Origin of the sequence: Fibrisoma limi BUZ 3, assembly GCF_000296815.2 — a bacterium.
In the GTDB taxonomy this organism is placed as follows: Bacteria; Bacteroidota; Bacteroidia; order Cytophagales; family Spirosomataceae; genus Fibrisoma; species Fibrisoma limi.
Genome location: NZ_CAIT01000006.1, coordinates 54,073 through 78,616 on the forward strand (window position 1 = coordinate 54,073; position 24,544 = coordinate 78,616).

The following is a 24,544-nucleotide window of genomic DNA, read 5'->3' on the forward strand; positions in this document are numbered from 1 at the left end:
TACACACGCCTATTGTTTCAGCACTTTTTCGGACAGGCTCTGCTGCGGGGTACTCACTTTCAATAGCAAGATTCCGGTTGACGAACGGCCAACCGACAACGTGTGCCGCTCTACGTCAACAGCCTGCTCAACGACCAGCTCGTTGATCTGTCGACCTTGCAGGTCCGTCAGCAGTAACCTGAGCGGTTGACCACCGGCTCCCCGTACTTCGACGTCGAACTGATCACCCGATACAGGGTTGCCAAGGATGGTAACGCGTAGCTCCTCACTAGCTTCTGACGTAGCGAGCCGACCAGCTGATGAACAGGCCGAAGTTGGCGTAAAGTCACGCTCTGCATCGTTCCAGCCGCCCCCGTTGGCCGGGCGTTGCCGGGCCCGCAACTTCAGACTCTTGTCCCGCCGTTTTTCGTCAACCGTGAACGTCGGTGTTGATTGCCAGCCGTTGGATATGCTCGGAATCTGGTATTCAATCGCGTTGCCGTTTCCGCCCGATGTCCGGATGGTGAGCTGACCGGTGGCACAATTGTACAGCGGTGTTTCCATCTTCAGGGCTCCGGCCTGCACCGTAACGCGTACTGTAGTGCCCGCACTCGTGCACTCACCCTGCCTGCAAACGCCCGTGAACGTGAACGTACCGGTGGCATCAGTACCAACGACAATATTCCCGGTTCCGGATGTATTGTTTGGTCCAGTCCAGCTCAGTTGACCACTGCAGTTTGTCGCTACCAGTGTTACGTTACCCGTGTATTGCGTCACCGTCAGCGACGATTTACCGGCCGGATAGAGCTGTCCGGCCTGGGTTGCGTAGTTCGGGGCGGGTACTTCATTTACCTTCACGCTGGTGGCCGTGGCCTCACTGGATAGTGCCCCATTGGTGCAGACCGCGCTGTAGCTGTACGTACCGCCCGTTGAGGGGACAACAATTGAACCACCATTGACCTGACCTTGCGGATTCCCCTGCCATTGCGGAGTGCCTGAGGCACAACTGGCTGACAGGGTCAGGCTTTGGCCCGCGCAGGCTGAGCCGGAGGCCGGTAGGCCGCTGAATGTCGGCGCCGACGGTGTATTCTCGAATGCCAATACGAGTTGGGGCTGGTTGTCGAAGGCTTCTTTGGTACGGAAGTCTTTCCACGGAGCCTGATCCGAGTTGATGGCCCAGGAGAGCACTTTGTCGGCAGATAAGGCCGCCCGGACAAGGTCCGTTACGTCAATCTCGTAGTACTTCCCTTCTCCGCCGACAGTAATGGTTTTCACTACGTCGCCGGTGGCAGTAGGCAAGGCTGACCGATTACCTTCCGTCCAGGTTTTGGTGTTCGTCGCTTTCAGGGTAAGGGAGAGTGGTCCCGAGCTGAACAGACGGAATTTGGCAGTCGATACGTTACCCTGCACATTAGCCAGATCGAAGCGGGTAAAGGCCGTGGCATACAGACTAAACGTCCCGAAGGCGCCGGTTCCCAGGGCGTTGTCTTCCGTGCTGGTATCGTCGGTTGGGCCAAGGGTTACCGTCGGGGTTGTGACGGAAGCTGTGCTGGCGGTGAGGGGGGCGCTCGACGTACCGTTACCCGATTCATCCCTGGCTTTTACGCTGAAGGTGTAGGCTGTACCGGGGCTGAGCCCTTTCACCAGGAGCGAATAGGCGCTGCCGGGGAGTGTCGTCAGAAGTGTCGTTCCATTATAGACCTCGTAGTTCGTTACACCTACATTGTCCGTGGCCTGCGCCCAGGAAAGCCGTAAGCCGCCCTGCGCCGTTTCGGTCGCCGTAAGTGCGCTCGGTGCGGTTGGAGCCTGTGTATCCACGAAGCCGTTCATCGTAATGACTAGTTCGGGCTTAGGACCATCGCTTTCTTTCGAGCCGACGTCCGTCCAACTACCTACGTTGTTGTTCAGTTGAAACGACGCGATCTTATTCCGACCGGCTCCCAACTCGGCCTTGATGTAATCCGTTACGTCAAACTCAAGTACGGGGCCAGTGCTGCCGGGAGCCGAGCGAGTGGCAATGACCGTTGCCTGTTCGGGGTTCGTTGCCCCTGATTCTGTCCAGCTATCCTGACTATCCGGATGAACGCCCAAGTATGCCAGGTAAGCGGTAGCCGTAAGTTTGTTCAGTCGCAGAATGGCCCGGGTCGGGGTACCGGACACCGATGAGAGATCGAATTTGTAGAAACTGCTGGTGTACAGGCTCGCGTGCAGACTGGCTGAACTACCGTTACCGTCGCTGTCTTTGTCGTGGGTTGGGTTCAGTACGTAGCGGACATCGCTGGCAAGTGTCGTTACGTTCACTACGTTGCTGGCTCCCGACGCATTATTGGCTGCATCGAACGCCTTAACAGTGAACGCATACGCCGTATTCGGGCTCAGGCCTGTTACAGAAAATGACGGTGTGGTGGTTTCGCCAATCTTCTGGTCATTTCGATACACCTCGTATTTCGTTACGCCGACATTATCCGCCGAAGCCGACCAGTTGAGTTGCAGCGCCGTACTCTGCACACCCGTAGCCGTCAGGTTGGTCGGGGCTGTGGGCGCCTGCGCATCACTGACTGGAGCGACGGTCAGGCAGAGGTCGTCGATTAGAACGGTGCCACCCGGTCCGGCTGGGAAACCAATCAGAATTTTATTAGTGTTGGCCGGTGTCTGAAGCGGGCCGATCACCAATTGCTGATACGTGTCGCTGCCCGGAATGTCGGTCTGTACGGTGGACGCCGTAATTTCGTTGCCGTCTGCGTCGATAAACTTGACCTGCACCAGGGCGTAACCGGGGTTGCCGGTTTTCTTGGTCCAGACTTTGAACGTGTAGGCACCCTGCGGAGGGTTGTAGAACTGCTGGTGCATGTAACCGTCGCCATTGTCCGAACCAATCCGGGCGGCTTTACTACCGGAGTGTGCGTCGGAGACAATGCTGATGTTATTCCGTACGTCGTAAGCGCTCAGGTCGGTCTCTTCGAAGCTGGCGTTTACGAGTTTGTTACCCTCGCAGGGCGTAACCGGCGTGGTGGTTTCGACGGTCAGGCATACATCATCGACCAGCACCGTACCGCCCGAGCCGACCGGGAAGCCGACCAGCACTTTATTAGTGTTTGCCGGTGCCTGAACGGGGCCTAACACCACTTGTTGATAACCGGTCCCATTCGGGATATCGGTCTGTACGGTAGCCGTGGTGATCTCGTTTCCGGCTGCGTCGATGAATTTCATGGATACCAGCGCGTAGCTCGGCGTACCCACTTTTTTGGTCCAGACACGGAAGGTGTAGGCACCCGGCGGGGCGTTGTAGAATTGCTGGTGCATGTAGCCATCGGCGTTGCCGGAGCCGACCTGAGCGGCTTTACTGCCCGAATTGGCGTCGGAGACGATAGTGACGTTGTTCCGGACATCATAGGCACTCAGGTCAGGATCTTCAAAGCCGGGATTGACGAAGCGGTTACCTTCGCAGGTCGGTGGCGTGTTGCTGATCGACACGGTTACCGGAATCTGAACCGTAAAATTGCCGTCGACAGTCCGGGCCGTTACGGTGGCAGTGCCCGTCTGAACGCCCGTAACGGTTCCGCCCAGCACCGTAACAACGGCCGTGTTGCTGCTTTCCCACGTGACGGCCGGATTGGTCGCATTACCCGGTTGTACTGAAGCCGTCAGCGTACCGGTCTGCCCCGTCAGAACCGTCAGCGATTGCGGAGTGACAGTCAGGCCCGTGACGGGTACGTTCTGAAACGGCGGTTCTTCAGCCGCGAACAGGGCACCGTACGTCATGATGGACCACAGTTGCGATTGGTGCACGGTCCACTCGGTCGCCAATGGACTGGTGCGTTGCTCAAACCAGCGTTCGTGGCCGGGCCATTCGTCCAGATTAGCCGGATACAGCGAGCCCGTGCGCTCCGGCCAGTGGTGATCCCACCAGCCCTGTTGCGCCGGACGCGGATTGCTGGCCAGCCACGGCCCGTACGGTACGATACCCGTCCGGGTTGTGTTCGTGTTGCCCGAATACCAGGAATCCATATGGAAGATCTCGCGGGGCGAGCGTTCGCCTAAGCCAGTCACCCAGGTTTGGTTCAGCGGGTTGTTCCCCAGAAAATAGTCGGCCGTCGTGCCGATGTACTGAAGGTATTCGTTCGATTTGTCGGGCTTGATGTTCTTCAGCAGGCCATAGGCCATGATTCCTTCGGTCGTCATCGGCGAACTACCCTGACCAACGAGCATTGGATAGTAGAAATCGCCACCCCAGCGGGCCGCCCGCTTCTGCGCTGAGCTGACCAACAGATAATCGGCGGATGATTCGGTTTTAGCCTGAATCGCCGACACAATCGCGCTCTCGGTCGGACGGCTACCCGGCACCAGCAGGTACGCCCACAGGCCGAATCGAACGTCGTCCTGGAGCGTTACGTCGTTTAAATTCAGCGAGCTGAAATCGGCTTTGAACTGGTCGTGGTACGTAGCGGTTCCGGTCAGCCGGTACAGCATAGCGGCCGCATACAGTCGGTCGAACTTCAGGTTGTAGTCGCGTCTGGGCGTTTCGTCCGCGGCCGTTTGTTTGCTGATGGCCCAGGCGTACGCGTCGATGGCTTCCTGCTGCCAGTTGATGCCCTCAGCATCAGACACGCTTGCCACACTCAGGCAATGAGCGTACTGAGCCGCCATACCGGCATACCGGAAGGTTGTCCAGACGTCCTCGCCCGATACGTACCAGTCGCGGTCGGTGTCGTCCCAGGAGGCTTTGGTAGTACCGTCGGCCCGTTCGTCGCCACCCCAGAGGTCGCCCGATACGCGCGCACCAACGCCACCGGTACCGTAGCCCGCATCCTTGATCGCGTGGCGAGTCCGATGCAGGTAACGTAAGAGCCAGCGGGCCTCGTCCAGAATATCGGGTTGGCCGTTGTTTTTTTCGGGCAGTTTCAGCGCATTGTCCGTAAACTTGTTCGGAAAGGTTTCGTATAGGAACATGAGGTTAACCGGAATGCGCGTATGCGAGAAGTAGCCATCCCAGTCACCGGCGTCCTGGTACCAGCCCCAGGTGTTGATCAGTCCTTTTTTACCCGCTTCGTAAGCGGCTTTTTCGGGTGCGCCACCCCCATCGGTTGGGTAGTCGTAGTCGCGGGCGGTACTGTAATACAACCGGTTGGTAAAGCCGGGCGTCAGGTTAGGGTTGTGCGGAGCGGGGCGATTCTGATCGGATAGCTCGCCCTGCGTAATGGCAATACCACTTCGGTTTTTAAACAGTCCGTTCATCACGCTGCCGAACACCTCCGCGTACACGTTCTGGTCGATGCGAAAGGGAAACGAACTACCGATTCCTTCGACGGCCAGTACGTAGTCGCCGGGTGCGGTCAGAGCCGAGAAATTACACTCGTATACATCGGCCCCTGCAAAGTTGGCATTCGGGGTGTTGCCGGCCTGACCGGTTTCGGGGTTGGTTTTTGATTTGGCCAGTTGCAGCGTTCCCGAGAAAGCCACCTGGTTGGTTGTCTTATTGACCACCCAAAAGGGCTTACCGGCATAGGTCGACAGATCCAGGCCGCCTTTGCTGCCCATCCAGTGGTACACGTATCCAAATTTGAGGGCTGCGTTGGGTTTGTAGCCAATCTGGTTGACGTGTACGGCTTCCGACCGAATTGTCTTTTCGTTGTACGTAAACGTCCAGGTACTGCCGTTGACCCCGAGTGAACCCGTATTGAGGGTGTAAGCCTTGTCGCGTTGCAGCGGGGAGGGTAGGTAGAGATACAGGAAGTGCTCGCTGGCGTGATCGGGTGAGGTATTCACGCAGCCGGTGCTGTTGTTGTAGCTCTGACACAAAAATACCCACGACGTTCCTTTGCTTTTCCGACCAATATCCGTCGGGTTTTTGGCGGCCGAATAAGAAGGGTCGTTACTACTGCTTAGCTGATACGATGTCAGCGTCGTGGCAGCGCCCAGATTCAGGGGCGTATAAACGATCGACTCATCGCCCCGGCGTTGACCGCGCTGGTGTTTCTGGGCATAACCTTCATTAATGTGGACTACCAGAATCCGGTCCGTCAATGGAAGGACGTCCACAATCTCTTGTGCCTTCGCCCACGGATGAAACAGCAGGAGCAGGCAGAGGGAGAATAGATGTTTTAGCTTCATACAATTGAGGGTTTGACTAATCGCATGGCCTTCAGGAATGATCAATTTTTTCTTGAATTCATGCAAATCAAAAGTAGAGAGATAGCTGTAGGAGCAGTTGGACGAATCCGGCTAAACCTTGGATAAATGCTTCGCGTTTGATTATCAATTGGTTAAGCGGGGTGTTGTTGACATTTGCATGGCTAAAAGGAAAGATGAGTTAACCATCCATTTCTGGCGAAGCTATTTTCAGAACAGACAAGGTCACAGAACATGCGGCTTTTTTGTATCTTAGAAGCAGTTAATTGAACTTTACCAGTGCTGAAGGATACGCAACCTCTGTTTTGGCGAGTCAGGCTTCGCCGACTGCTTTTCCTGACTGGCTTGGCTGTTTTGCTCGTTCGGCCGGGGTTTTCACAGGTAAAATTTCATAAAATCTCCACGGCACAGGGGCTTTCGCAAAGCTCGGTAGTCGCTATTCATGAGGATAAGCAAGGCTTTCTATGGTTAGGCACCGCCGATGGCCTGAACCGGTACGATGGGTACGGTTTCACGGTTTATCGACACCTACCGCACGATTCGACGAGCCTGCCATCGAGCCATATTTCAGCATTGGATGAAGACAGCAACGGGCGACTGTGGGTCGGTACCATAACGGGTGGGGCCTGTTACCTCGATCGGTCAACGGGCCACTTTGTACGGGTACCGCTACTGGCCGACCGCCGTTCCATCACCATCGTTTCATCCATTGTGGCTCAGGGATCGGATGTCTGGGTCGGGTCGGATGCTGCGGGGCTGTTTCATATTGATACCCGTACCCGAAAAACCCGGTGGTTGTCAAAACGAGGAGGACCGGTCTTTGAACCTAACGTTACGGCGCTCGCCGAGGGGCGTAACAACACCTGTTGGGCCGGTACGGGCGACGGTACTATCTACCAGTTGTCCAGCAGGATAGATCGTCCGTTGCGTCGGTTGGTCGTGGCGCGTAAGGCTGGTGCTAATCGCATCAATCGGCTGTTTGAAGATAGTCGGGGTCGACTCTGGATCAGTACGGAGGCTAACGGTGTATATCGGCTTGACCCGGGTCATGTACAGCCTGAACGAGTGCTGTACGTACCCAATCAGCCCGGTGGCATTAACTCGGTGCAGGCTTTTGAGGAAGACCGTCGGCATAACCTCTGGCTGGGTACCGACGATGGGGTACTGGTGGCTCCCGGTGGTAATCTAACCCAATCCCGACATTATCGGGCTGGACCTGATTCCGAATTTGGACTGAGCAGCCACGCGGTAAAAAGCATTCGGCAGGATCGAAACGGGAATATCTGGATCGGTACCTGGGAGGCCGGACTTAATGTAGTGTACCGGCTAACGGACCGATTCCAGTCGTTGACGTATAAACCCAACGAGCCGAACGGCCTGCCGGCACGTAAAGTGACTGCTGTCGGGGGCGACCGGCAGGGAGGTATCTGGATTGGCACCAACATGGGGCTAACGTATTGGCAGCCCAATCGGCACCGTTTTACGCATTACCGGCCACCCAACCTGAGCGGGCTGGATGTCAACCTGGTGTATACCCACCCAACCGATCAGGCACTGGTAGGCGTCTGGAACAAAGCGTTCGATGTCTGGAACCCAAAATCCGGGCGGTTTCAGAATCTGCTTGGCCGGCTGACAGCTGATGATACCTCAGTTACAAATTCGGTAAAGGCATTCTGTCGTGCCCGCGACGGACGGGTCTGGGTGGTGAGCCAAAATGCAGGCATTGTTCGCTTCGACCCGGCTACGCTGCAAAGCGAGTCGATCCCACCGGCTGTCGATGGGGTAGATGTTCGCCGACTGGGGCCGGGTACGGTATGCGAAACCGCCGATGGAACGCTTTGGATGGGCATGTTCAACAACGGACTCTGGGCTTATGACCTACGTACTCGCCGAACGCAACACTATCAGGCCAGCAACCAACGGGGTAGCCTGTCTGAAAACCACATTCTGACGTTGTTCGAAGATTCGAAGAAGCGGCTCTGGATTGGCACGAATGGGGGAGGGCTGAATCAATTTGACCCTAAAACCGGCCGGTTTATCGTCTACACAACGGAGCACGGTCTGGCTAACAATACGGTTAAAGGTATTCTGGAAGACGACCATGGTAACCTGTGGATGGCAACCAACGACGGCCTTTCCAAACTGGAAATCAATCGGCGGCAGTTTACTACGTATACGGTGCACGACGGCCTGCCGAGCCGTGAATTTCTGGTTGGGGCCTGCTACAAAAGCCCCGACGGCCATATGTATTTTGGAACGATGGATGGCCTGGCCTACTTTCACCCGGACAGTATTGAGTCCAGCCGCGAAGCACTGCCCATTTACCTGACGGGCCTGCGGCTGTTTAATCGACCCGTTACGGTGGGGGTGGCCGATTCGCCACTTCAACGACCCGTAGTGGAAACGGATGTGCTGACGTTGCGACATGACCAGTCGGTTTTCACCATCGATTTCCTGGCGTTGAACCTACAGAATGCGCCCAACCTGCAATACGCCTACCGAATCGATGCGTTTGACCCGGACTGGAACTACGTGGGCACGCAACGCTCCGCTACCTACACCAATCTGGATCCCGGCGAGTACGTTTTCAGGGTGAAAGCGGCTAATGGAGCCGGCCCCTGGACCGAGGCTACCACAACGTTGACAATCCGGATTTTGCCGCCCTGGTATCGGACCTGGTGGGCATATACCCTGTATGCGCTGATCCTATTCGCGACCTTGTTGGCCTGGCGTCGGCTCATAAAAATCAGGGAGCGGTTTCGCAGTGATCTGCGGCTAAAAACCCTGGAAGCTGAAACCATGCGGGAGGTCGACCGGGTAAAAACCAGTTTCTTTACCAACATATCGCATGAATTTCGAACGCCATTAACGCTGATCATCAGTCCGCTGGAGAAACTGCTCACCGATCCGGCTCCGGAAGATTCCAGAACCCTTCGCCAGCAGCACGGCCTTATGCATCGCAACGCCCAGCGGCTCCTGCGGCTCATCAACCAACTGCTCGATCTGGCCAAGCTTGAAGCTGGCCATCTGCAACCGGGCTACAGCCGTAACACCTTGCCCGATTTTATGAGCCGGCTTGTTGCATCGTTTGACTTTACGGCCCAGCAACACGCCATCGATCTGACGTTTACCGCCGACTTCCCGAACGTACCGGTCTGGTATGACCCCGACCTGCTTGAAAAAACGCTGTCGAACCTGATTTCCAACGCACTGAAATTTACGCCTGATGGGGGACAGGTTTCTGTTACGTTGCATGAACCGGAGCCGACTCTGGCGCGAATTACAGTGCAGGATTCGGGTATAGGTATGAGTCCTGATCACCTTACTCATATTTTCGATCGATTCTATCAGGTTGATGATAAGTCGCAGAGCAAGACCGTCGGGACGGGCATTGGCCTGGCGTTGACAAAAGAACTGATTGAACTGGTAGGAGGGGCGATCGAGGTAGAAAGCGAGCCAGGACGAGGTAGTACGTTCGTCATTACATTGCCGGTCGGTGAGCCGAAACAGGGGGCAACGCGCGTACCGTCTGGTAATCAACTAAGTTTGCCAAAGGACGCTATACTGACTCAGGAAATTACGAGAACGGGCTCCCCACCGGCAATCAGTATCCGGCGCGACCTGCTGCTAATTGTTGAAGATAACGACGAACTTCGGTCCTACATGTCGGAACTGTTTGCCACTCAATACGAGGTACTGGAAGCTGTTGATGGGCAGGATGGCTGGGAGAAAGCTCAGACAACAAACCCTGCGCTGATTATCAGTGATCTGATGATGCCCCGGCTGAACGGAATCGAGTTATGTCGTTTGGTGAAAAGCCATAACCAGACCAGCCACATTCCTTTTATTCTGCTGACGGCCCGGCAGAACACGGACAGTCAGCTCGATGGCTATGGAGCCGGGGCAGATGACTACGTTAGCAAACCGTTTAACGCGCACCTGCTCCAAAGTCGCGTCCAGAATCTGCTACGTACCCGCGAGAAATTGCGGGAACGTTTTAGCCGCGTGATCACCGTACAACCCTCAGAACTCACTGTTACGTCGGCTGATGATCAGTTCCTGACGAAGGCCTTGCAAGTTATCGAACAGCAACTGGCCAACCCTGATTTCGGTATTAACGAACTGATCGACGCGATGAACATGAGCGAAACGCTGCTGTATCGGAAGCTGAAATCCCTGACCGGCTTGTCGGGAAACGAGTTCATCCGGTCGATTCGGCTCAAGCGGGCGGCTCAGTGGTTACAGAGCGAAGCCGATCTGACCGTTTCGGAAGTAGCCTATCGCGTTGGTTTCCGTGATCCGGCGTATTTCACCCGCTGTTTTACCAAAGAGTTCGGTCGTAGTCCTAAACAGTTTGCGGCTGCTTCTGCCTCTTCCGTTTAAGCGCAGGCACTATAAGGAGACGGCTGGTTGTAACGCCTGAGTACGTCGAGGATGCGAATGCGGTTATATCGTTGCAAAAATATTGGATAGATATTAACGGTGAGATTAAGCCACGTTAAGAACACCCAGTCAACGAGGGTCAGTGGCTTGTTGATAAGAACAGCCAAAAGTACAAAACCGATAGCACCGCCGACATGCCGCCACTCGTAACGTCGGGTCTGTCGTTCATACTCATACAACACCTGAAAGCGGCCCTGTTCACCAATAACGATCTGTTTGCTAGCCCGCCATTGTCTAACTAAATCACCAGTGGTGGGAACGTATCGCTTAAAGATTCTCATACCGATAAACTCATAGATTATCCGCTGCCCAACTAGCTCAAACCGTCTGGGCTTTAGATACCGACAGGCCAAAAATTGACCAATAGCAGCCATAGAAGGGGTGTGAGGTTCAGGGGTGGTTAAGACCAAAAAGCCCTCGCAGAGAGGGCTTTTGGTAATGGAAACCGATAGCAATTCTACAGGTAATCGATGATTCGGCGGCCACCGATCACCGTCTGGAATTCCCGGCGCATAACAGCCATGCGACGGCGGGGGTGCGTACTGATGTAGATAACCCGCATTTTCAGCAGGAAGCTCGACAGCATGTACAGCATGAAAAGGACACCCAGGATCATCAGTGATTCAGTATTGGAAATGTTGCGGTGCAGCGCAAAGAATAGAATTGTATTCAACAGCGACGTACCGCACAGCACTGCCGTAGCCGCAATGTGCGACAGGCCGTTGTCCAGCAGGATATGGTGCATATGGTTCCGGTCGGCTGAGAAAGGCGAACGACCCGCCAGAATCCTGACAAGGAAGACCCGAAGCGTATCAAAAATCGGTACGATCAGGATCACAATGGCGATGATGGGCGCATTGAAGAACGACGTCGGATCGAAGCGATACGACGCATTCAACGCAACAAACCGCACAGCAAAGAACGACAGCATGAAGCCGATGATCAGCGAGCCGGTATTGCCCATAAAGATCTTGCTCGTCTTCGAAAAGTTGAACCGCAGAAAACCAATCAGGGCACCCGCCAGCGTGAAGGCCAGGCAGGCCATGGCAAAGTGATTAGTCAGCAAAAACCACGCGCCGAACGTAGCGCTGGCAATGGTAGCAATGCCCCCGGCCAGCCCATCAATGCCATCAATGAGGTTCATGGCATTGGTTACGGCAATGAAAATGAAGCAGGTCAGGAGTACGCTGATCAGGTCTTCAACATGGTGAAAGCCCAGAATGCCGTACAGGTAATCGACTTTGAGGTCACCGAAAAAGATCAGAATCAGGGCAGGCAGCACCTGAAACAGAATCTTTTTATTAGGGTCGATGCCAACAAGATCATCTTTAATACCAATGAAAAACAGGATCGTCATGCCGACAATTGACAGATTCGTCCGGTATACGTCGGTCTGGTCAATGCTCGGACGCAGGAAGTAGGCAATCAGTACGGCTGCAAAAATAGCAATACCGCCGAAGGTCGGTGTGGGTACTTTATGAGCCCGCCGGTCGCCCGGCTTTTCCATCAGCGACTTCAGTTCAGAAATCTTGATGACTACCGGTATGGATACGACCGCAACAAAACAGGCGACCAGAAACGAGAGTATGCATTGGTACAAGCCCAGCATAAAGAGGTCGTCTTCGAGTTTATGTTGCAAAAAGGCAATCAGTAAATTGAAGTTCATATAATTTGCTGTCTTGGCTACTTAAACGTTGCGGTAGGTCTATCGTTGGAATAAAAGCTTGTAAAAATCCAATCTTTCTCTAGAAACACAAGCGAAATCTGATTGACCGGTTTGGTGAATTTAAGTAGATTGACTATGTAGGTATAGGTGGCTTACGCAGGTATTGGTTAATTTTGCGCAACGGTTTCAACCAGAGTGTAAAGAAATAAGGCTGTATTCCGTTCAATTTCCAGGCTAGTCGATCCTCCCGATTAGCCCGGAGCCGGTTGCCGAGGCTACTGTTACTGATACCTCCAGCACGCATGACAATCGTCACTTCGTCCATATACGCCAGTTTGAGCTTGTGCTTGTGAATGAACCGCAGCATCAGTTCATAATCGGCCGCGCTTTTCATGTCGAGCCGGAACAAGCCATACTGCTCATACGCCCAGCGTTTTGCGAAAAAAGACAGATGCCCTGGCATCCATCCCCACAGAAAATCGCCCTCCCGGTACCAGCCCGACCGCCAGTAGCGCTTCAACTGACTGGGGTCATCGCGGTCAACGTACAGCATGTCGCCATACACGCCATCGCTTCCGGTTCGCTTAAACGTCGCGACCATGTTCTCGATGACACGGTTATGGTGGTAAAAATCGTCGGCGTTCAGCAGACCCACCACCTCGCCGGTAGCCAGCCGAATTCCTTTGTTCATCGCGTCGTACAACCCTTTGTCGGATTCGGAAACGAATTTGGCAACCCGCGATCCGTACGACCGCACAATGTCGACGGTGCCATCCGTCGACTGTCCGTCAACGATAATGTATTCAATGTCGGGATGCGTTTGGCCCAGCACCGATTCGATGCAGTCCCGAATGTGTTCAGCGCCGTTGAAGACGACCGTAATGATGGATACTTTCACGTACGTTGATAAAACAGCCGTCGCCTGTTATTCGAATGAGTTTTTACATTCTCATCGCTTAACAACAAAAATTTCGGCTGATACCTGGTTCAGTTCATATTGTTCTAATCTCGCGTCTGCGGACCCATACCGCCGGGTTGCCCTGGTAAATTCCGTAGGCTTCCAGCGGGCGGGTTGCTACCGATCCCACTGCCAGCACCGCGTGCGAATGGCACCGGATGCCCGGACACACCACCGATTGTGCACCGATCCAGACGCCCTCGTCGAGCGTAATGGGACGGGTTGTCAGGTCGAACGTCGGTAGCCGGTAATCGTGGTTGCCGGTGAGCAGCATCGCTCCCTGCGACAGGCAGACATTATCGCCGATGGTTATCTGGCTGAGGTTATCAATCCAGACCTTCTCACCAATCCAGACGTAATTCCCGACCTCAAGTAACCAGGGATACTTAATATTTACCGCCGGCTTAATCATTACGCCTTTGCCAACCTTAGCCCCGAACAACCGCAGGATGAACACCTTAATGGCTACCGGAATCGGTAAATAGTTGTTTAGAAAAACCGTGTTGGTCAAAAACCAGAGCAGCACTTTCCAGCGTGGTCCGGGATTGTACCAACTGTTGTTAAAGCGCGACAGGTCGGTCCGGCCGACCGCTGTTCCCGCCATCGACGGCTCCTGAGGCAGCGGCTCGTTCCCGGCTGGGACGAAGGTCTTTGCCATATTCTGTTTGAAAAAAATCAATGATTGCCTGCTTGTCGCGCCCGGCATGAAAGTACACCTCCATCAGCTTGGCGTCGACCAGGAAACGGTACCACAAGCCCTGCAAAAAGTGCCAGACCAGCCCTTTTTGCCCATCCAGAAACCCTAGCCGAACAATGTATCGATATAAAAAATACAAAAATGGTCGGGTGAACAACGGCAGCGACGCGTATTGTATTTTGAAGAAACGGGTACGTTGCTCCTGCGAGCCGAACAGCTTGGGTTCAACGCGTTCCGTATCATCAAAATTATACTTGATATTCAACAGATCAATTACTTCGCGGATGGCATAATTGTTATGTTTTTGTGTCCACCACGTTAAGTTGTTAAGGTTGTGATCAACCAGATCGTGCTGAAAGTTAATGGGTTGCCCTTTTACGAGTTTGATGTGCTCGTCCATCCAGGTCTCCTCGCAAATCCCCTGATCCCGGCGCCAGAGCCGCATCAGCCAGATCGGGTAGTACGTTCCGTGTTTGATCCAGCGGTTGAAAAAAAGCACCCGGCGCTTCACGTACACGCCCGATACGTGGTCGGGCAGGGTGGGCAGCCGTCGGTTTATTTCTTGAGCCAGTTCCGGCAGCACGTATTCGTCGGCGTCCATACGCATCAGCCAGCTGGTTTTAAACGGCGTATGCGTAATGCCAAAATTGAACTGCGTAGCGTAATTGACCCAGGGATTCTGTACCACAACGGCCCCCAATGAACGGGCAATCTCAACGGTTCGGTCCGTGGAAAAAGAGTCAACAATGAAAATCTTGTCCGTAAAGGGGTGCAGACTTTGCACACACCGGGCAATGTGTTTTTCTTCGTTGTACGTCAGAATAATGACTGATACGTCGGTCATGCCCTGTTAACTACGTTTCCCGAATTGCTTTATATTTGCTTAGTTGTCACCAGAACGCAGTTAGGCAACGGGAAACACTGCACGTCTTGATATTTACTGCAATACTATTACTTTTTTTATACGAACGAAAGCCAATGAAGCTACTTTACGCAAGTGTCTTATTGTTTTTATTCAATTTTCCAGCGAAAGGCCAGGTAACGTTCGAGAACTTGCCCAAAGACCTGCAGCTCTATCCACGCAACGCGGCCAATCAGGCCGAGGTGATCGTAAACGGAAAAGTAACCGCTACGGGCTTTCAGAAAATTGGAATGCAGGTATTCCGGGAGGGTGCGCTGTCTGCCGTGGTAAGCCAGACGCTGTCGCCAACAGCCACCAACGTTGACTTCCGGCTGCCGACCACCATCAAGGCCGAGCGGGCGCAGTATGGGTTCAAAGTATTTTTGTACAAAGGCACCGATTCGACGCTGGTGGCCGAGCGGAACCGGGTTGTGTGTGGGGATGTGATCCTGCTGCACGGTCAGTCGAATGCCCTGGCGCTGGCGGGGCTGGATGAGGCTTATAGCTTTAATTTTGATGATACGTATCTGCGGAACTGTACCTATCCCTACGGTTCGCTGAATATTCCGGGCGAGATGATGTGGTACTCTGCCAAAAATCCGTACGCCAGTGTGGGTGGTTTTGGTCTTACGCTGCAAAAGCTGATCCTGGATACCTACGGCATTCCGACCTGCATCATCAGCGAAGCCATTGGCGGCACGGGCATCGACGTACTGACGTTCCGCAACCCGGCCAATCACGCTGATCTTCAAACGGCCTATGGGCGGCTATTGTACCGGGCGCGTTGGGCCGGAGCGGAGAAACAGATTAAAGCTATCATCTGGAAGCAGGGCGAAAACGAAGCCGGGAATAAGCCAGACAATTACCCCGCCCTGTTTAAAACGTTCTACGATCAGCTTCGCGAGGATTACAACGATGCTAAAATTTACGTCGGGCAGATCAACATCCTGGCCGATCGGGTCGATGCTGCGGCCGGGCTCCGGGATTTTCAGCGCCGGACGGGTCAATTGTTCAGGAACGTAGAAGCGGTGGCGACTGTCGGCACCATGAACATGGGAAACGACGGCATTCATTTCGGCGTAAAAGGGCATCAGCAACTGGCATTTGAGCAGTTCCGTCTGCTGGCGAGGGATGTGTATGGATCGGCAGACACGGCACAGGTCAGCTCGCCGGACATCAAAAAGGTGTTTTACAACGCCCGGAAAGATTCCATCACGCTGGTTTTCAATGAAGGTATGCAGATGATCTGGCCGCAGGATACGGCGTTTTATAACTTCGCGACCAAAACGAAGGTCTACAGCCGCAGCCTGAAGGATTACGTGTATCTGGACGGGAAAGCCGGCGACGTAACGGGCGGTGTTGCCTCCGGAAATCGGATACTCATAGGCCTAAAACAACCTTCGTCGGCCAAAGCCATTCGGTACCTGCCGGCTTACTTCTCGGATCAGTATTCAAACTTTTACGACGGCCCAACGCTACGAAACACGCGGGGTATGCGGGCACTGACGTTCGATAATGTAGCCATTGCCGACCTGATTTCGGCTGTGTCGACGCTGGCTGCCAAACCCATTTCTGAAAAGCAGATCCAGCTCAACTGGACGGCCCCGGCTGGGGCACAGCGGATTGTGCTGGAGCGCTCCAACGGATCACCAAATTCGTTTACAACCATCGCTACCCTGAGCGGGACAACGGCTACCTACGCCGATGCGAACCTGCCTGATCCGCTGGGAACGTACTACTACCGGCTGCGGGCGTTCAGCGACGTATCGGAATCGCCTTACAGCAACGTAATCAGCGCGCGGCCGCTGGTGCTTGGTGTAGAACCGATTGCGCCGGTGGTACGACTGTATCCCAACCCGCTGGCTGCCGACCGGACGCTCCGGATTGAAGCTGACCAGACAACGTTTACCAGCCTGACTATCCGCGACGAACTGGGCCGGGCGGTAAAGGTCTGGAACGGTCGGGTGGCCAACTCGCTGACTGTCAGTCTTGATGAGCTGGAGGCTGGCTTCTATATCGCCGATTTGCAAACCAGCGATCAGCGGACGCTTCGCCGGAAGGTAGTGGTTCGATAAGAAACAAGGCTTGGCATTGCGCAGGACTTTGTAATTTTACGGCGCAACCAGTCTCATCTACCACGTTTATGCGTTTGGTCATCTTAACCCAGGACGATCCGTTTTACCTCGCTCGCAACATTGACTATTTTCTTAAAAAACTGCCACCCTATGCTGAAGTCGTGGCTACGGTCGTGTTCGACGTATCGCCTTTCGGCAAGCGAGAGAGCTTCACGGATAAAATGAAGAAGACCTACGAGATCTTTGGGTTACCCTTCTTCATTCGGTACGGATTCAAGTACCTTCGCTCAAAACTGGACAGTCGCAACAACGTGCGCAAAGTGCTGGCCGACCGGGGCATTCCGTTCATTGAGATTGAAGGCAACATCAACAAAGACGAAAATCTGGAGAAGATTCGGTCGTATAAACCCGATCTGCTCGTATCCATCGCAGGTAATCAGATCTTCAAACGCAAACTACTCGACGTAGCAACTCACGGCTGCGTTAACCTCCATACGGCCCTGCTGCCGAAGTACCGTGGGTTGATGCCGTCGTTCTGGGTGCTGAAAAACGGCGAAACGCATACTGGCGTGTCCGTCTTTTTTGTAGACGAAGGCATCGACAGTGGCCCGATTTTGGTGCAGAAGAAAGTAGAAATCGGAAACCGCTCGCAGGAGCAGTTGATCAAAGACACGAAGCTGATCGGTATGGACGCGATCATTGAATCGATCGAGAAAATTCATTCGGGTAACTACGAACTGATCGCGAATGATGCGTCGCAGATGACTTATTTCTCATTCCCGACCCGCGAGGATGTTAGAGCGTTTCAGGCGGCCGGAAAACGGTTTTATTAGTCCGCCGGGAAGATAGCAGATCAGCGAAAGCTGGCCTGGTTCAAATATGGCTTTCTAGCTGACTAACTGTCCAACTTACCAACATGAATATTCTCACGTTCGACATAGAAGAGTGGTTTCATATCCTGGATAACGCGTCGACGCGTACTGAAGCCGAATGGAGCCGGTACGAAACGCGGATCCACGCCAATATGGACCGGATTTTTCAACTCCTGGACGAGACCAACTGCCGGGCTACGTTCTTCTGCCTGGGTTGGGTGGCCGACAAGCATCCCGATGTGATCCGGCGGATCGACGCGGCCGGATATGAGATTGCTACGCACTCCTATGCGCATCAACTGGCATACGAGCAGACGCCACACGAGTTTCAGGCGGACCTGGAGCGATCAATCAAACACCTGCAGGACATCACCGGCAAAAAAGTGCGTTCATACCGCGCCCCGGGTTTTTCGGTGAAAGAATTTAACCGCTGGGTGTTTCCAATTCTGATCGAACAGGGCATTGAGATTGACTGTTCCGTGTTTTCAGCCCCCCGCGCTCACGGGGGCGACGCAACCCTGGGCGTTGTTAAACCCAGTTATCTGAACGTGAAAGGTGAGTTACTGAAGGAGTTTCCAATCAACACGGCCAGCGTACTGGGGCAGCATTTTATCTTCTCGGGGGGCGGGTATTTTCGATTACTGCCCTACGGAGCCATTCGTCAGTTCATGCGCCAGTCGGACTACGTCATGACGTATTTTCACCCCCGTGATTTCGACGCAGAGCAACCCATGATCCCGGGCCTGAGCCGGGTCCGGCAATTCAAGTCGTACTACGGTCTGAAAGGGTGCTGGCCCAAACTGCGGCAGTTATTGACTGAATTCAAGTTCGTGGACGTTGCCGAAGCCGAAAAGCAGATTGACTGGTCGACTGTCCGGACCCGTACCATTGCGTAGGACCTACTTACGGTTTCCTGACAACTTTCGTGTACTCGTCGAGTAGTCGTTTGGCTACTACGTCGATGTCGTACTGCGCCCGGAGCAGGGCTGTTGCATTCTGGCTAATCCGCTGGCGCAGCGCGTCGTCGGCGAGTATCCGTTCCAGACCGGCCCGAACGCCGTCGGGGGTTAACTCAACTAACTGGGCAGCCTCGTGCTGACGGATGGCTTCGCCAAAACCGACCCGGTCCGACACGAGGGTAGGGGTTCCCGCAGCCATCGCTTCGAGTACGGCCATCGAGAAACCTTCCGAATAAGACGGTAATGTAAATAGGTCGGCATCGGCGAGGGCTGCTTTTTTATCGTCACCGGTCAGCATACCAACCAGCCGCATGGAATCTCCCAGTTTATGCTGTTCAATGAACTGGCGGGTGGCTTCGCCATACCCATCATCGGAGCCGGCCAGGGCCAGTACGGTATCGGGGTGTTGGCGCACGTAATCCCGGAAAGCGGGTAAGAGCAGGTCAAGCCCCTTCTTGCTGTTCAGCCGGCTCATGAATAGGACTAGTTTGCGATCGGCAGGCAACCCAAACTTTGACCGGAACAGACCTTTCGGGGGGAGCTGCGCAAAGTCACTCATCTTTACCCCGTTCGGAATAATCACTACGTTCGGGTGCTGAAAGCCAAAATAACGAAGCAGATCCTGCTGCTCATCGGTGTTGTTGATATGGACTACGTCGGCCCGGCATAGGAACGCTTTCTGCGCTAATCCGTCGATGAGCTTCTTTTTCCACTGGTTATGCGCATAGACCCAGCGATCGAGAACGCCGTGGATGGTGACCACCTTGGCCACTTGCTTATCCACCATAAACGGAGCCAACGTACCGAAATGCCATAGACCGTGGCAATGAATGACATCGTATTCATGAACGTGTTTGCGGAGGTAGTCAAACAGTTCGCCCGAGACCTCCCGAAAGAAACGACTGATGACCGGGGTTCGCTGGCACAAAATCAGGCGGGCACCTTCGGGCACGGGGTATGGTTTTTCGCCGGGTGAGTAGGGACTCAGAATATCAACCGAATGGCCGTAGCGGAGGACAACCTGGGTATGATCGAAGATAATCTTAGGTGGGCCCCCGGCTTCCCAGGTGTAGGCGCAGATGTTCAGAATTCGCATGAGCCGCGAAATAATCAGGTGCGTACCGTTTTTACAAATCCATCGAGCATTTCCCGGGCAACGGCCTCGGGGGCGTAGGGGGCGATTGTCCGCCGGGCCGCTTCGCCCATTCGCGTTTCACTGACCGTTCCATTCATGAAATCGACGAGCGCGTGCGTTAGCTCATCGGGCTGATCGGGGTTAAATACCAGGCCGTTCTGCCCATGGTGTACTAAATCCCGTACGCAGCCGCATCGGTCGGATACCAGCACGGGCAGGCCGCACACCATCGCTTCGTTAACAACCAGTCCCCACGGCTCCGACCGGCTCGGCAGCACCAGTACGTTGGCCAGGGCCAGCACCTCCGGTACCTGATACCAGGGGCGACCCGGGAGAAGGGTGACAAAATTAGCCAGTCCCAATGCGTCGATCTGTTGCCCGAGTACGTCACGTTCAGGGCCGTCGCCGAGCAATATCAGTCCCCAGGCTCCCGCCCGAAACGATTGCCGCTGAGCATCAGCGAAGGCGGTAAGCAAGGCGGGTAGGTTCTTAAAGCCAATTAGTCGCCCAACGAAGATAAAGTTATTGGGTCGCAGCCCCAGGGCTTTCTGTTGAGCAGTTCGTTGGGGGAGGGCTCGTTCATACTCAGTCAGCAGCGCGTTGTTATCCACCGCGTTTTTCCGGACGAGGACGCGTTCCGGAGAAACCCCGAGACCGATGAGGTAGTCGGCCGACTGGCTACCGAAGCAGAAGAAGCCGTCGCACTGGCCAATGATCCAGCGTTTCAGTCGTTCTTTCCACCCTCCGCGCTGATGGTCAGCGGCCGTGCTTTCGTTCTGCATCACCACCCGGATACCGCGTCGTTTAGCCCAGAGCATGAGAGCCAACTGGGCCGGATCGTAATACCCCGTCAGGTTGATGACATCGGGGCGGTAGGCCTTAGCTTCCCGCAGCAGGGCCTGCGTCCGTTCCAGCACACTCACGTCTTCCAGAAAGCGGTCGAACAGGAGCGTATAGGTGTATGCGTACGTAGGGGCCGAGGGCTGACCGGGCGAGGTGCCGGCAGCGGTTTCCAGGCCAGCCCGGGAGCGCTCATTGCGGGCAATTTGCAGCACCCGGAGATCGGCGCCGGGTTGGGCATCGACCAGCCGCTGCAGGGCCTGAAAGACACTGGATTTATAATGTGCCCAGAGAATGTTGTGAACGATCAGGATTTTCATCGGGTCGGCTGCCCGTTGGCGACTACCTGGTATTGCTCTTCATTGAGCAGGTGCGGTCGGTCGGACAGATAGGCCGGAAATAAGTGTTCAACGCCCATAAATCGAATCATCATGGCCAATGGGAACCAGAAGGATATCTCATACGGTCGGCCGTTGGTGAACAACTGTACCATCAGCAGCGTATAGAAATAGGCCAGGAACGTATTGAGTGGGTTGGGATTCGTTCGCATGACCCGAACCGAATGATACACCGCTATGGCATTCAATCCGCCGAACAGAATAAAGCCCAGAATGCCCTGATTCGTCAGCGCTTCGACCACCGGAATATCGAGGTACAGGTACTTGTATCCGTAGCCCAGGATCAGCTTGTACTGGTGCCCGACGAGTACGTTATTGAGGAACGTAGCACTCACGGATCGGTTGGCCGCTGAACCATCCAGAACGGCTTTATAATCCGCTCCTTTGGCTTTCATGCCTAATATGGCATATACGTTCTCCATGTTCCGTTCAATAAACGCCACGACATAGCCGTACAGAATGGCGTAGGCGTCGTAATACTTGCGGAAGAAGAACATGAGCCCGATAATACCCAGGCAGATGGTAATGATGGGTATGGGTTTCAGTAATCCTTTGACCATTGTTCGGATTTGCGCGGGCCGGACATTGAACGACAGGAAGAATACAATGGCTATAATCAACGCCACAACGCTCGAACGGGTCTGCGTCAGAATCAGGATGGCCAGACTGAAAACGCCGGAAAAGAAACAGAACAGCCGAATCAGGAAGTTGGTCTGGGGGCGAACCATCCAGATCGCGCAGGCAATAATGCTCATGAAGGCGTTGCGCGAAAACGCGTGGGGATTGCCGGAGGCTTCGTCGCCCTCACCCAATACGATGGTTGCCCGCATCCCGATTACCCAGTTCGGGTTCGTCAGCAGGGCATACACCAGCGCTAAATTTGATACAAGCGTAAACAGAATCACAACCGGGACGAAGACCCGGATGATGTCGTTGGGGATGTTGATGAGCAGAAACAGGAAAATGATCACGTAGGCGAAGTAGATCATATCCTTCGTAAAGTCCGTAACCTGCGGGTACGGATTGAACAGATACATGTAGGCAATGCAGAACAGCAGGAACGAAATGCCCATCCAGAACATGGTGATGTTGGGCCGGTATAGCCGACGCAGCACCGTGAAGGGTACCATCAGCACCAGCCCCATCGCCAGGGCCACAGCCGTAAACATGGTACTACCTGGGGCTAATCGCAACTCATCACGAAAGAAAAAGATTAGCGGGTAACCATCCAGCAGAATGCAGATACCCAGCACCATTCGCATGTAGTCGAGTGTCTGCAAAAAATATAGGAATTTCCTCATGAATCAGTTCGTTTCCAAACGCTGGCTATATAACGAATGAGTTTGTACTTTTCGTAGAAAAGATGCCTGCAAAAATACGCTTTATGTCGGTAAAACCAAGATAGCGCCGACTGAACTGAGCCTACGACCTCAGCGGATCACCGGCAGGGGTACCTTCTCGACAAAATTCGTAACCGCCCGCAGCGACTGCACGGTTATTCGTCGCCAGCCGCGTATTATCATCGGTTCGGGCCGCTGACCGAACGCGGGTCGGATGCCCGAAAAGCGGGCTACATCCGATCCTGACACCTGCCGTTGATAGTCGGTCAACAGGCTTTGTACGTCGGGGCGGTTGGCCAACCGCAGGCGGGTCTGGTACGGAAACAGCCCGTCGTCCGGGTTACTCAGTCCCTTGAAATTAACGAAGAAAAGAGGCTGACCTTCTGTAGGTTGAGCCAGATCATTAACCAGCCAGTGGTCGCTCTGCCGGGCAAGCTGCCGTTGCGGCAGATTCCAGACCGCTACGTGCCACGATGGGTTTTTGACAACCGATACGCCCCGGAAGAACACCGGTACGTGCATGAGCCAGATCTGATCGAGGCACGAACCGTTGCAAAAGTCGATGTGAGCGCGGTCGGTAGCCCGATCCTGCCACCAGGTGAGCAGCCGGTCGGTTTCCGGTGAGCGCCTGAACGCCAGAAAATCACCGCTGTAGAGACCTACGTTCTGGAAGTATTTCTCGTCGGGCTGAAAAGCATCGGCCGGCGCCCGGGTGATGTGCGGAGTAAGCAGCGTATTAGCCTGCTCCAACCGGTCTGTAACTGCCGTTAGCGGCTGATAGAACCAGCAGTTTGGGTCTGCATACACCACTACGTCGTCCGGATGCTGGGCCATAGCGGCCTGAATCAGGTGAGGTTTGCAGGCAGCCGCGAACTCGGTGGGGGTGTACATGGCCGATAACACCGAGAGCCGTTCGGCCGGTAATACGTCCGTTATGGACAGAACCGGATGGGGAATGACTACATCGGTGGGAAGCCGGGATGGATCGTCGGCCAGGCCGATCAGAAACGCATTGGCGGGTGCATCGGGGTGATACTGACGGAAACTGGCCCCCAGTGCCAATGCCTGGGGTAACTGGCGGATTGTACAGACGGTTATTAACACGGTAGCTGCAAAACTAACTCATTCGAGTATATCACCCAAAACCGCCAGATAAGGCGCATACCAGTTTGCGGCTGCGTCGGCGTATCGGTTGTAGTTTCCCTGGCGCAGGCTACGTAGCACCGGATGTACCCGATTGAAGCGGTTCGTGGGCAGCGAACTCCGCATGGTAAAGTGACTCAGCCGCCTACGTAGTAACTCCATTCCCGGGGCATCGGGCGCAACCCGTTCGGTCAGGAGCCGATTGATCGTAGCCAATTGGCTTTGCTTCTTTTGCAGCGGAGCCAGTTTGAGCTCGCGCTGGCGTAAAAAACGATCGCGTAGCCGAATGCGCTTGCCGGGTTTCGACTGACGAATGCCTACCTGCTGGCGAACATGCGTACGATAGAGTTGCAATGGCTGATCAATGAACTGGATGGCGTTATAGGCGGCACCCATCAGACCAATCCAGCCGTCGTAGATATAGCCGGGAATTTCGCTGGGTATGGGCAGGACTTTCTCCAGAAATGGCCGTCGAATCACCGTAGCGCAGCCCATGACACGATTGCCGTCGAGCATAACCTCCATCATTTCGCCCTCCGACCATCGGGTTTGTGCTTCGGTGTCGAAGCGGACCCAGTTCCAGAACCGCTGCTGACGTTCCTTCAGGTCTTCATCCGTTACCCAGGCATCGCAGAAAGCAAGTTGGGCATCCGGATGCTGGTTGATATAGGCTTCCATGGTGCCGATTTTTTCGGGAAACCAGTAGTCGTCCTGATCGCAGATGAAAATCAGGTCGCCCGAACACAGGGAAAGAACTTTCTCGAAGTTCTTGTTGAAACCCAGTTGTTTAGGATTTATGGAAATCCGTACTGGAAAAGGAGCCTCGGCCGCCAGTTGATGGAGGAGATCAATCGTTCCATCGGTAGAGCAGTCGTCGCTGACAATGACCTCATCGGGCAGGCGTGTCTGGTCAACCAGACTTTGCCATTGAGCCGGCAGGTAGGCCGCCCCATTGTAGGTACATAGTGCAACGGATATAGTCTGTCGATCTTTGATAGTCATGCGTTTG

At 54.5% G+C, this 24,544-nt stretch carries 15 protein-coding genes; 4 read left to right on the forward strand and 11 right to left on the reverse strand.

Features of this window, described 5'->3' with window-relative positions:
• Positions 1-9: 9 nt before the first annotated feature.
• Complete coding sequence (locus tag BN8_RS31590; RefSeq protein WP_009281357.1) at positions 10-6,090, reverse strand: CBM96 family carbohydrate-binding protein; 6,081 nt, start codon at positions 6,088-6,090, stop codon at positions 10-12.
• Positions 6,091-6,387: 297 nt separating this feature from the next.
• Here BN8_RS31590 and BN8_RS08155 point away from each other — a divergent pair, with 297 nt between their 5' ends.
• Entirely contained in the window at positions 6,388-10,491 is a 4,104-nt protein-coding gene (locus BN8_RS08155; RefSeq protein ID WP_009281358.1) for a hybrid sensor histidine kinase/response regulator transcription factor, read from the forward strand.
• On the opposite strand, the gene BN8_RS08160 is transcribed toward BN8_RS08155, so the two are convergent.
• From BN8_RS08160 to BN8_RS08180, 5 genes are all read right to left on the reverse strand, one after another.
• The gene (locus BN8_RS08160; protein ID WP_040005641.1) at positions 10,488-10,925 is read right to left on the reverse strand and encodes a glycosyl-4,4'-diaponeurosporenoate acyltransferase CrtO family protein; all 438 of its coding nucleotides are present in this window, start codon (positions 10,923-10,925) and stop codon (positions 10,488-10,490) included. The two genes, BN8_RS08155 and BN8_RS08160, sit on opposite strands and share 4 nt — an antisense overlap.
• Before the next feature lie 83 nt (positions 10,926-11,008).
• Complete coding sequence (locus tag BN8_RS08165) at positions 11,009-12,217, reverse strand: glycosyltransferase family 4 protein (RefSeq protein ID WP_009281360.1); 1,209 nt, start codon at positions 12,215-12,217, stop codon at positions 11,009-11,011.
• A gap of 133 nt (positions 12,218-12,350) precedes the next feature.
• On the reverse strand, positions 12,351-13,115 hold the full coding sequence (locus BN8_RS08170; protein WP_009281361.1) for a glycosyltransferase family 2 protein: 765 nt from the start codon (positions 13,113-13,115) through the stop codon (positions 12,351-12,353).
• Positions 13,116-13,209: 94 nt separating this feature from the next.
• Positions 13,210-13,779 (reverse strand): WcaF family extracellular polysaccharide biosynthesis acetyltransferase, encoded by a 570-nt coding sequence (locus tag BN8_RS08175; RefSeq protein WP_009281362.1) that lies wholly within the window; start codon positions 13,777-13,779, stop codon positions 13,210-13,212.
• Positions 13,736-14,716 carry a glycosyltransferase family 2 protein gene (locus BN8_RS08180; protein WP_009281363.1) on the reverse strand — a complete coding sequence of 327 codons (981 nt, stop codon included), beginning with the start codon at positions 14,714-14,716 and terminating at the stop codon, positions 13,736-13,738. Before BN8_RS08180 ends, BN8_RS08175 begins: the two co-directional genes overlap by 44 nt.
• Before the next feature lie 134 nt (positions 14,717-14,850).
• Between BN8_RS08180 and BN8_RS08185 the strand changes: the two genes are divergently transcribed.
• The 3 genes from BN8_RS08185 to BN8_RS08195 all read left to right on the forward strand — a co-directional run bounded on the left by BN8_RS08185 (position 14,851) and on the right by BN8_RS08195 (position 18,616).
• On the forward strand, positions 14,851-16,848 hold the full coding sequence (locus tag BN8_RS08185; RefSeq protein WP_009281364.1) for a sialate O-acetylesterase: 1,998 nt from the start codon (positions 14,851-14,853) through the stop codon (positions 16,846-16,848).
• A 68-nt stretch (positions 16,849-16,916) separates the two neighbouring features.
• Positions 16,917-17,681 (forward strand): methionyl-tRNA formyltransferase, encoded by a 765-nt coding sequence (locus tag BN8_RS08190; RefSeq protein ID WP_009281365.1) that lies wholly within the window; start codon positions 16,917-16,919, stop codon positions 17,679-17,681.
• A gap of 83 nt (positions 17,682-17,764) precedes the next feature.
• Positions 17,765-18,616 carry a polysaccharide deacetylase family protein gene (locus tag BN8_RS08195; RefSeq protein ID WP_009281366.1) on the forward strand — a complete coding sequence of 284 codons (852 nt, stop codon included), beginning with the start codon at positions 17,765-17,767 and terminating at the stop codon, positions 18,614-18,616.
• Positions 18,617-18,623: 7 nt separating this feature from the next.
• On the opposite strand, the gene BN8_RS08200 is transcribed toward BN8_RS08195, so the two are convergent.
• The 5 genes from BN8_RS08200 to BN8_RS08220 all read right to left on the reverse strand — a co-directional run bounded on the left by BN8_RS08200 (position 18,624) and on the right by BN8_RS08220 (position 24,537).
• Entirely contained in the window at positions 18,624-19,775 is a 1,152-nt protein-coding gene (locus BN8_RS08200) for a glycosyltransferase (protein ID WP_009281367.1), read from the reverse strand.
• A gap of 14 nt (positions 19,776-19,789) precedes the next feature.
• A complete protein-coding gene (locus BN8_RS08205; RefSeq protein ID WP_009281368.1) occupies positions 19,790-20,974 on the reverse strand; it encodes a glycosyltransferase family 4 protein in 1,185 nt (394 codons plus the stop codon).
• Positions 20,971-22,353, reverse strand: a complete 1,383-nt coding sequence (locus tag BN8_RS08210; protein WP_009281369.1) for an O-antigen ligase family protein — start codon at positions 22,351-22,353, stop codon at positions 20,971-20,973. The genes BN8_RS08205 and BN8_RS08210 overlap by 4 nt, the downstream gene beginning before the upstream one ends.
• Positions 22,354-22,482: 129 nt before the next feature.
• A complete protein-coding gene (locus tag BN8_RS08215; RefSeq protein ID WP_009281370.1) occupies positions 22,483-23,496 on the reverse strand; it encodes a hypothetical protein in 1,014 nt (337 codons plus the stop codon).
• 18 nt (positions 23,497-23,514) lie between these two features.
• Positions 23,515-24,537, reverse strand: a complete 1,023-nt coding sequence (locus tag BN8_RS08220; RefSeq protein WP_009281371.1) for a glycosyltransferase family 2 protein — start codon at positions 24,535-24,537, stop codon at positions 23,515-23,517.
• Between the last annotated feature and the right edge of the window lie 7 nt (positions 24,538-24,544).

What these genes read in the sequence shown, in the direction of transcription:
- BN8_RS08180 (WP_009281363.1), bottom strand. Translation starts at nt 14,716, where the DNA reads ATGACCGACGTATCAGTCATTATTCTGACGTACAACGAAGAAAAACAC.
- BN8_RS08190 (WP_009281365.1), top strand. Translation starts at nt 16,917, where the DNA reads ATGCGTTTGGTCATCTTAACCCAGGACGATCCGTTTTACCTCGCTCGC.
- BN8_RS08165 (WP_009281360.1), bottom strand. Translation starts at nt 12,217, where the DNA reads ATGAACTTCAATTTACTGATTGCCTTTTTGCAACATAAACTCGAAGAC.
- BN8_RS08205 (WP_009281368.1), bottom strand. Translation starts at nt 20,974, where the DNA reads ATGAAAATCCTGATCGTTCACAACATTCTCTGGGCACATTATAAATCC.
- BN8_RS08220 (WP_009281371.1), bottom strand. Translation starts at nt 24,537, where the DNA reads ATGACTATCAAAGATCGACAGACTATATCCGTTGCACTATGTACCTAC.
- BN8_RS08160 (WP_040005641.1), bottom strand. Translation starts at nt 10,925, where the DNA reads ATGGCTGCTATTGGTCAATTTTTGGCCTGTCGGTATCTAAAGCCCAGA.
- BN8_RS31590 (WP_009281357.1), bottom strand. Translation starts at nt 6,090, where the DNA reads ATGAAGCTAAAACATCTATTCTCCCTCTGCCTGCTCCTGCTGTTTCAT.
- BN8_RS08185 (WP_009281364.1), top strand. Translation starts at nt 14,851, where the DNA reads ATGAAGCTACTTTACGCAAGTGTCTTATTGTTTTTATTCAATTTTCCA.
- BN8_RS08175 (WP_009281362.1), bottom strand. Translation starts at nt 13,779, where the DNA reads ATGGCGGGAACAGCGGTCGGCCGGACCGACCTGTCGCGCTTTAACAAC.
- BN8_RS08195 (WP_009281366.1), top strand. Translation starts at nt 17,765, where the DNA reads ATGAATATTCTCACGTTCGACATAGAAGAGTGGTTTCATATCCTGGAT.
- BN8_RS08200 (WP_009281367.1), bottom strand. Translation starts at nt 19,775, where the DNA reads ATGCGAATTCTGAACATCTGCGCCTACACCTGGGAAGCCGGGGGCCCA.
- BN8_RS08210 (WP_009281369.1), bottom strand. Translation starts at nt 22,353, where the DNA reads ATGAGGAAATTCCTATATTTTTTGCAGACACTCGACTACATGCGAATG.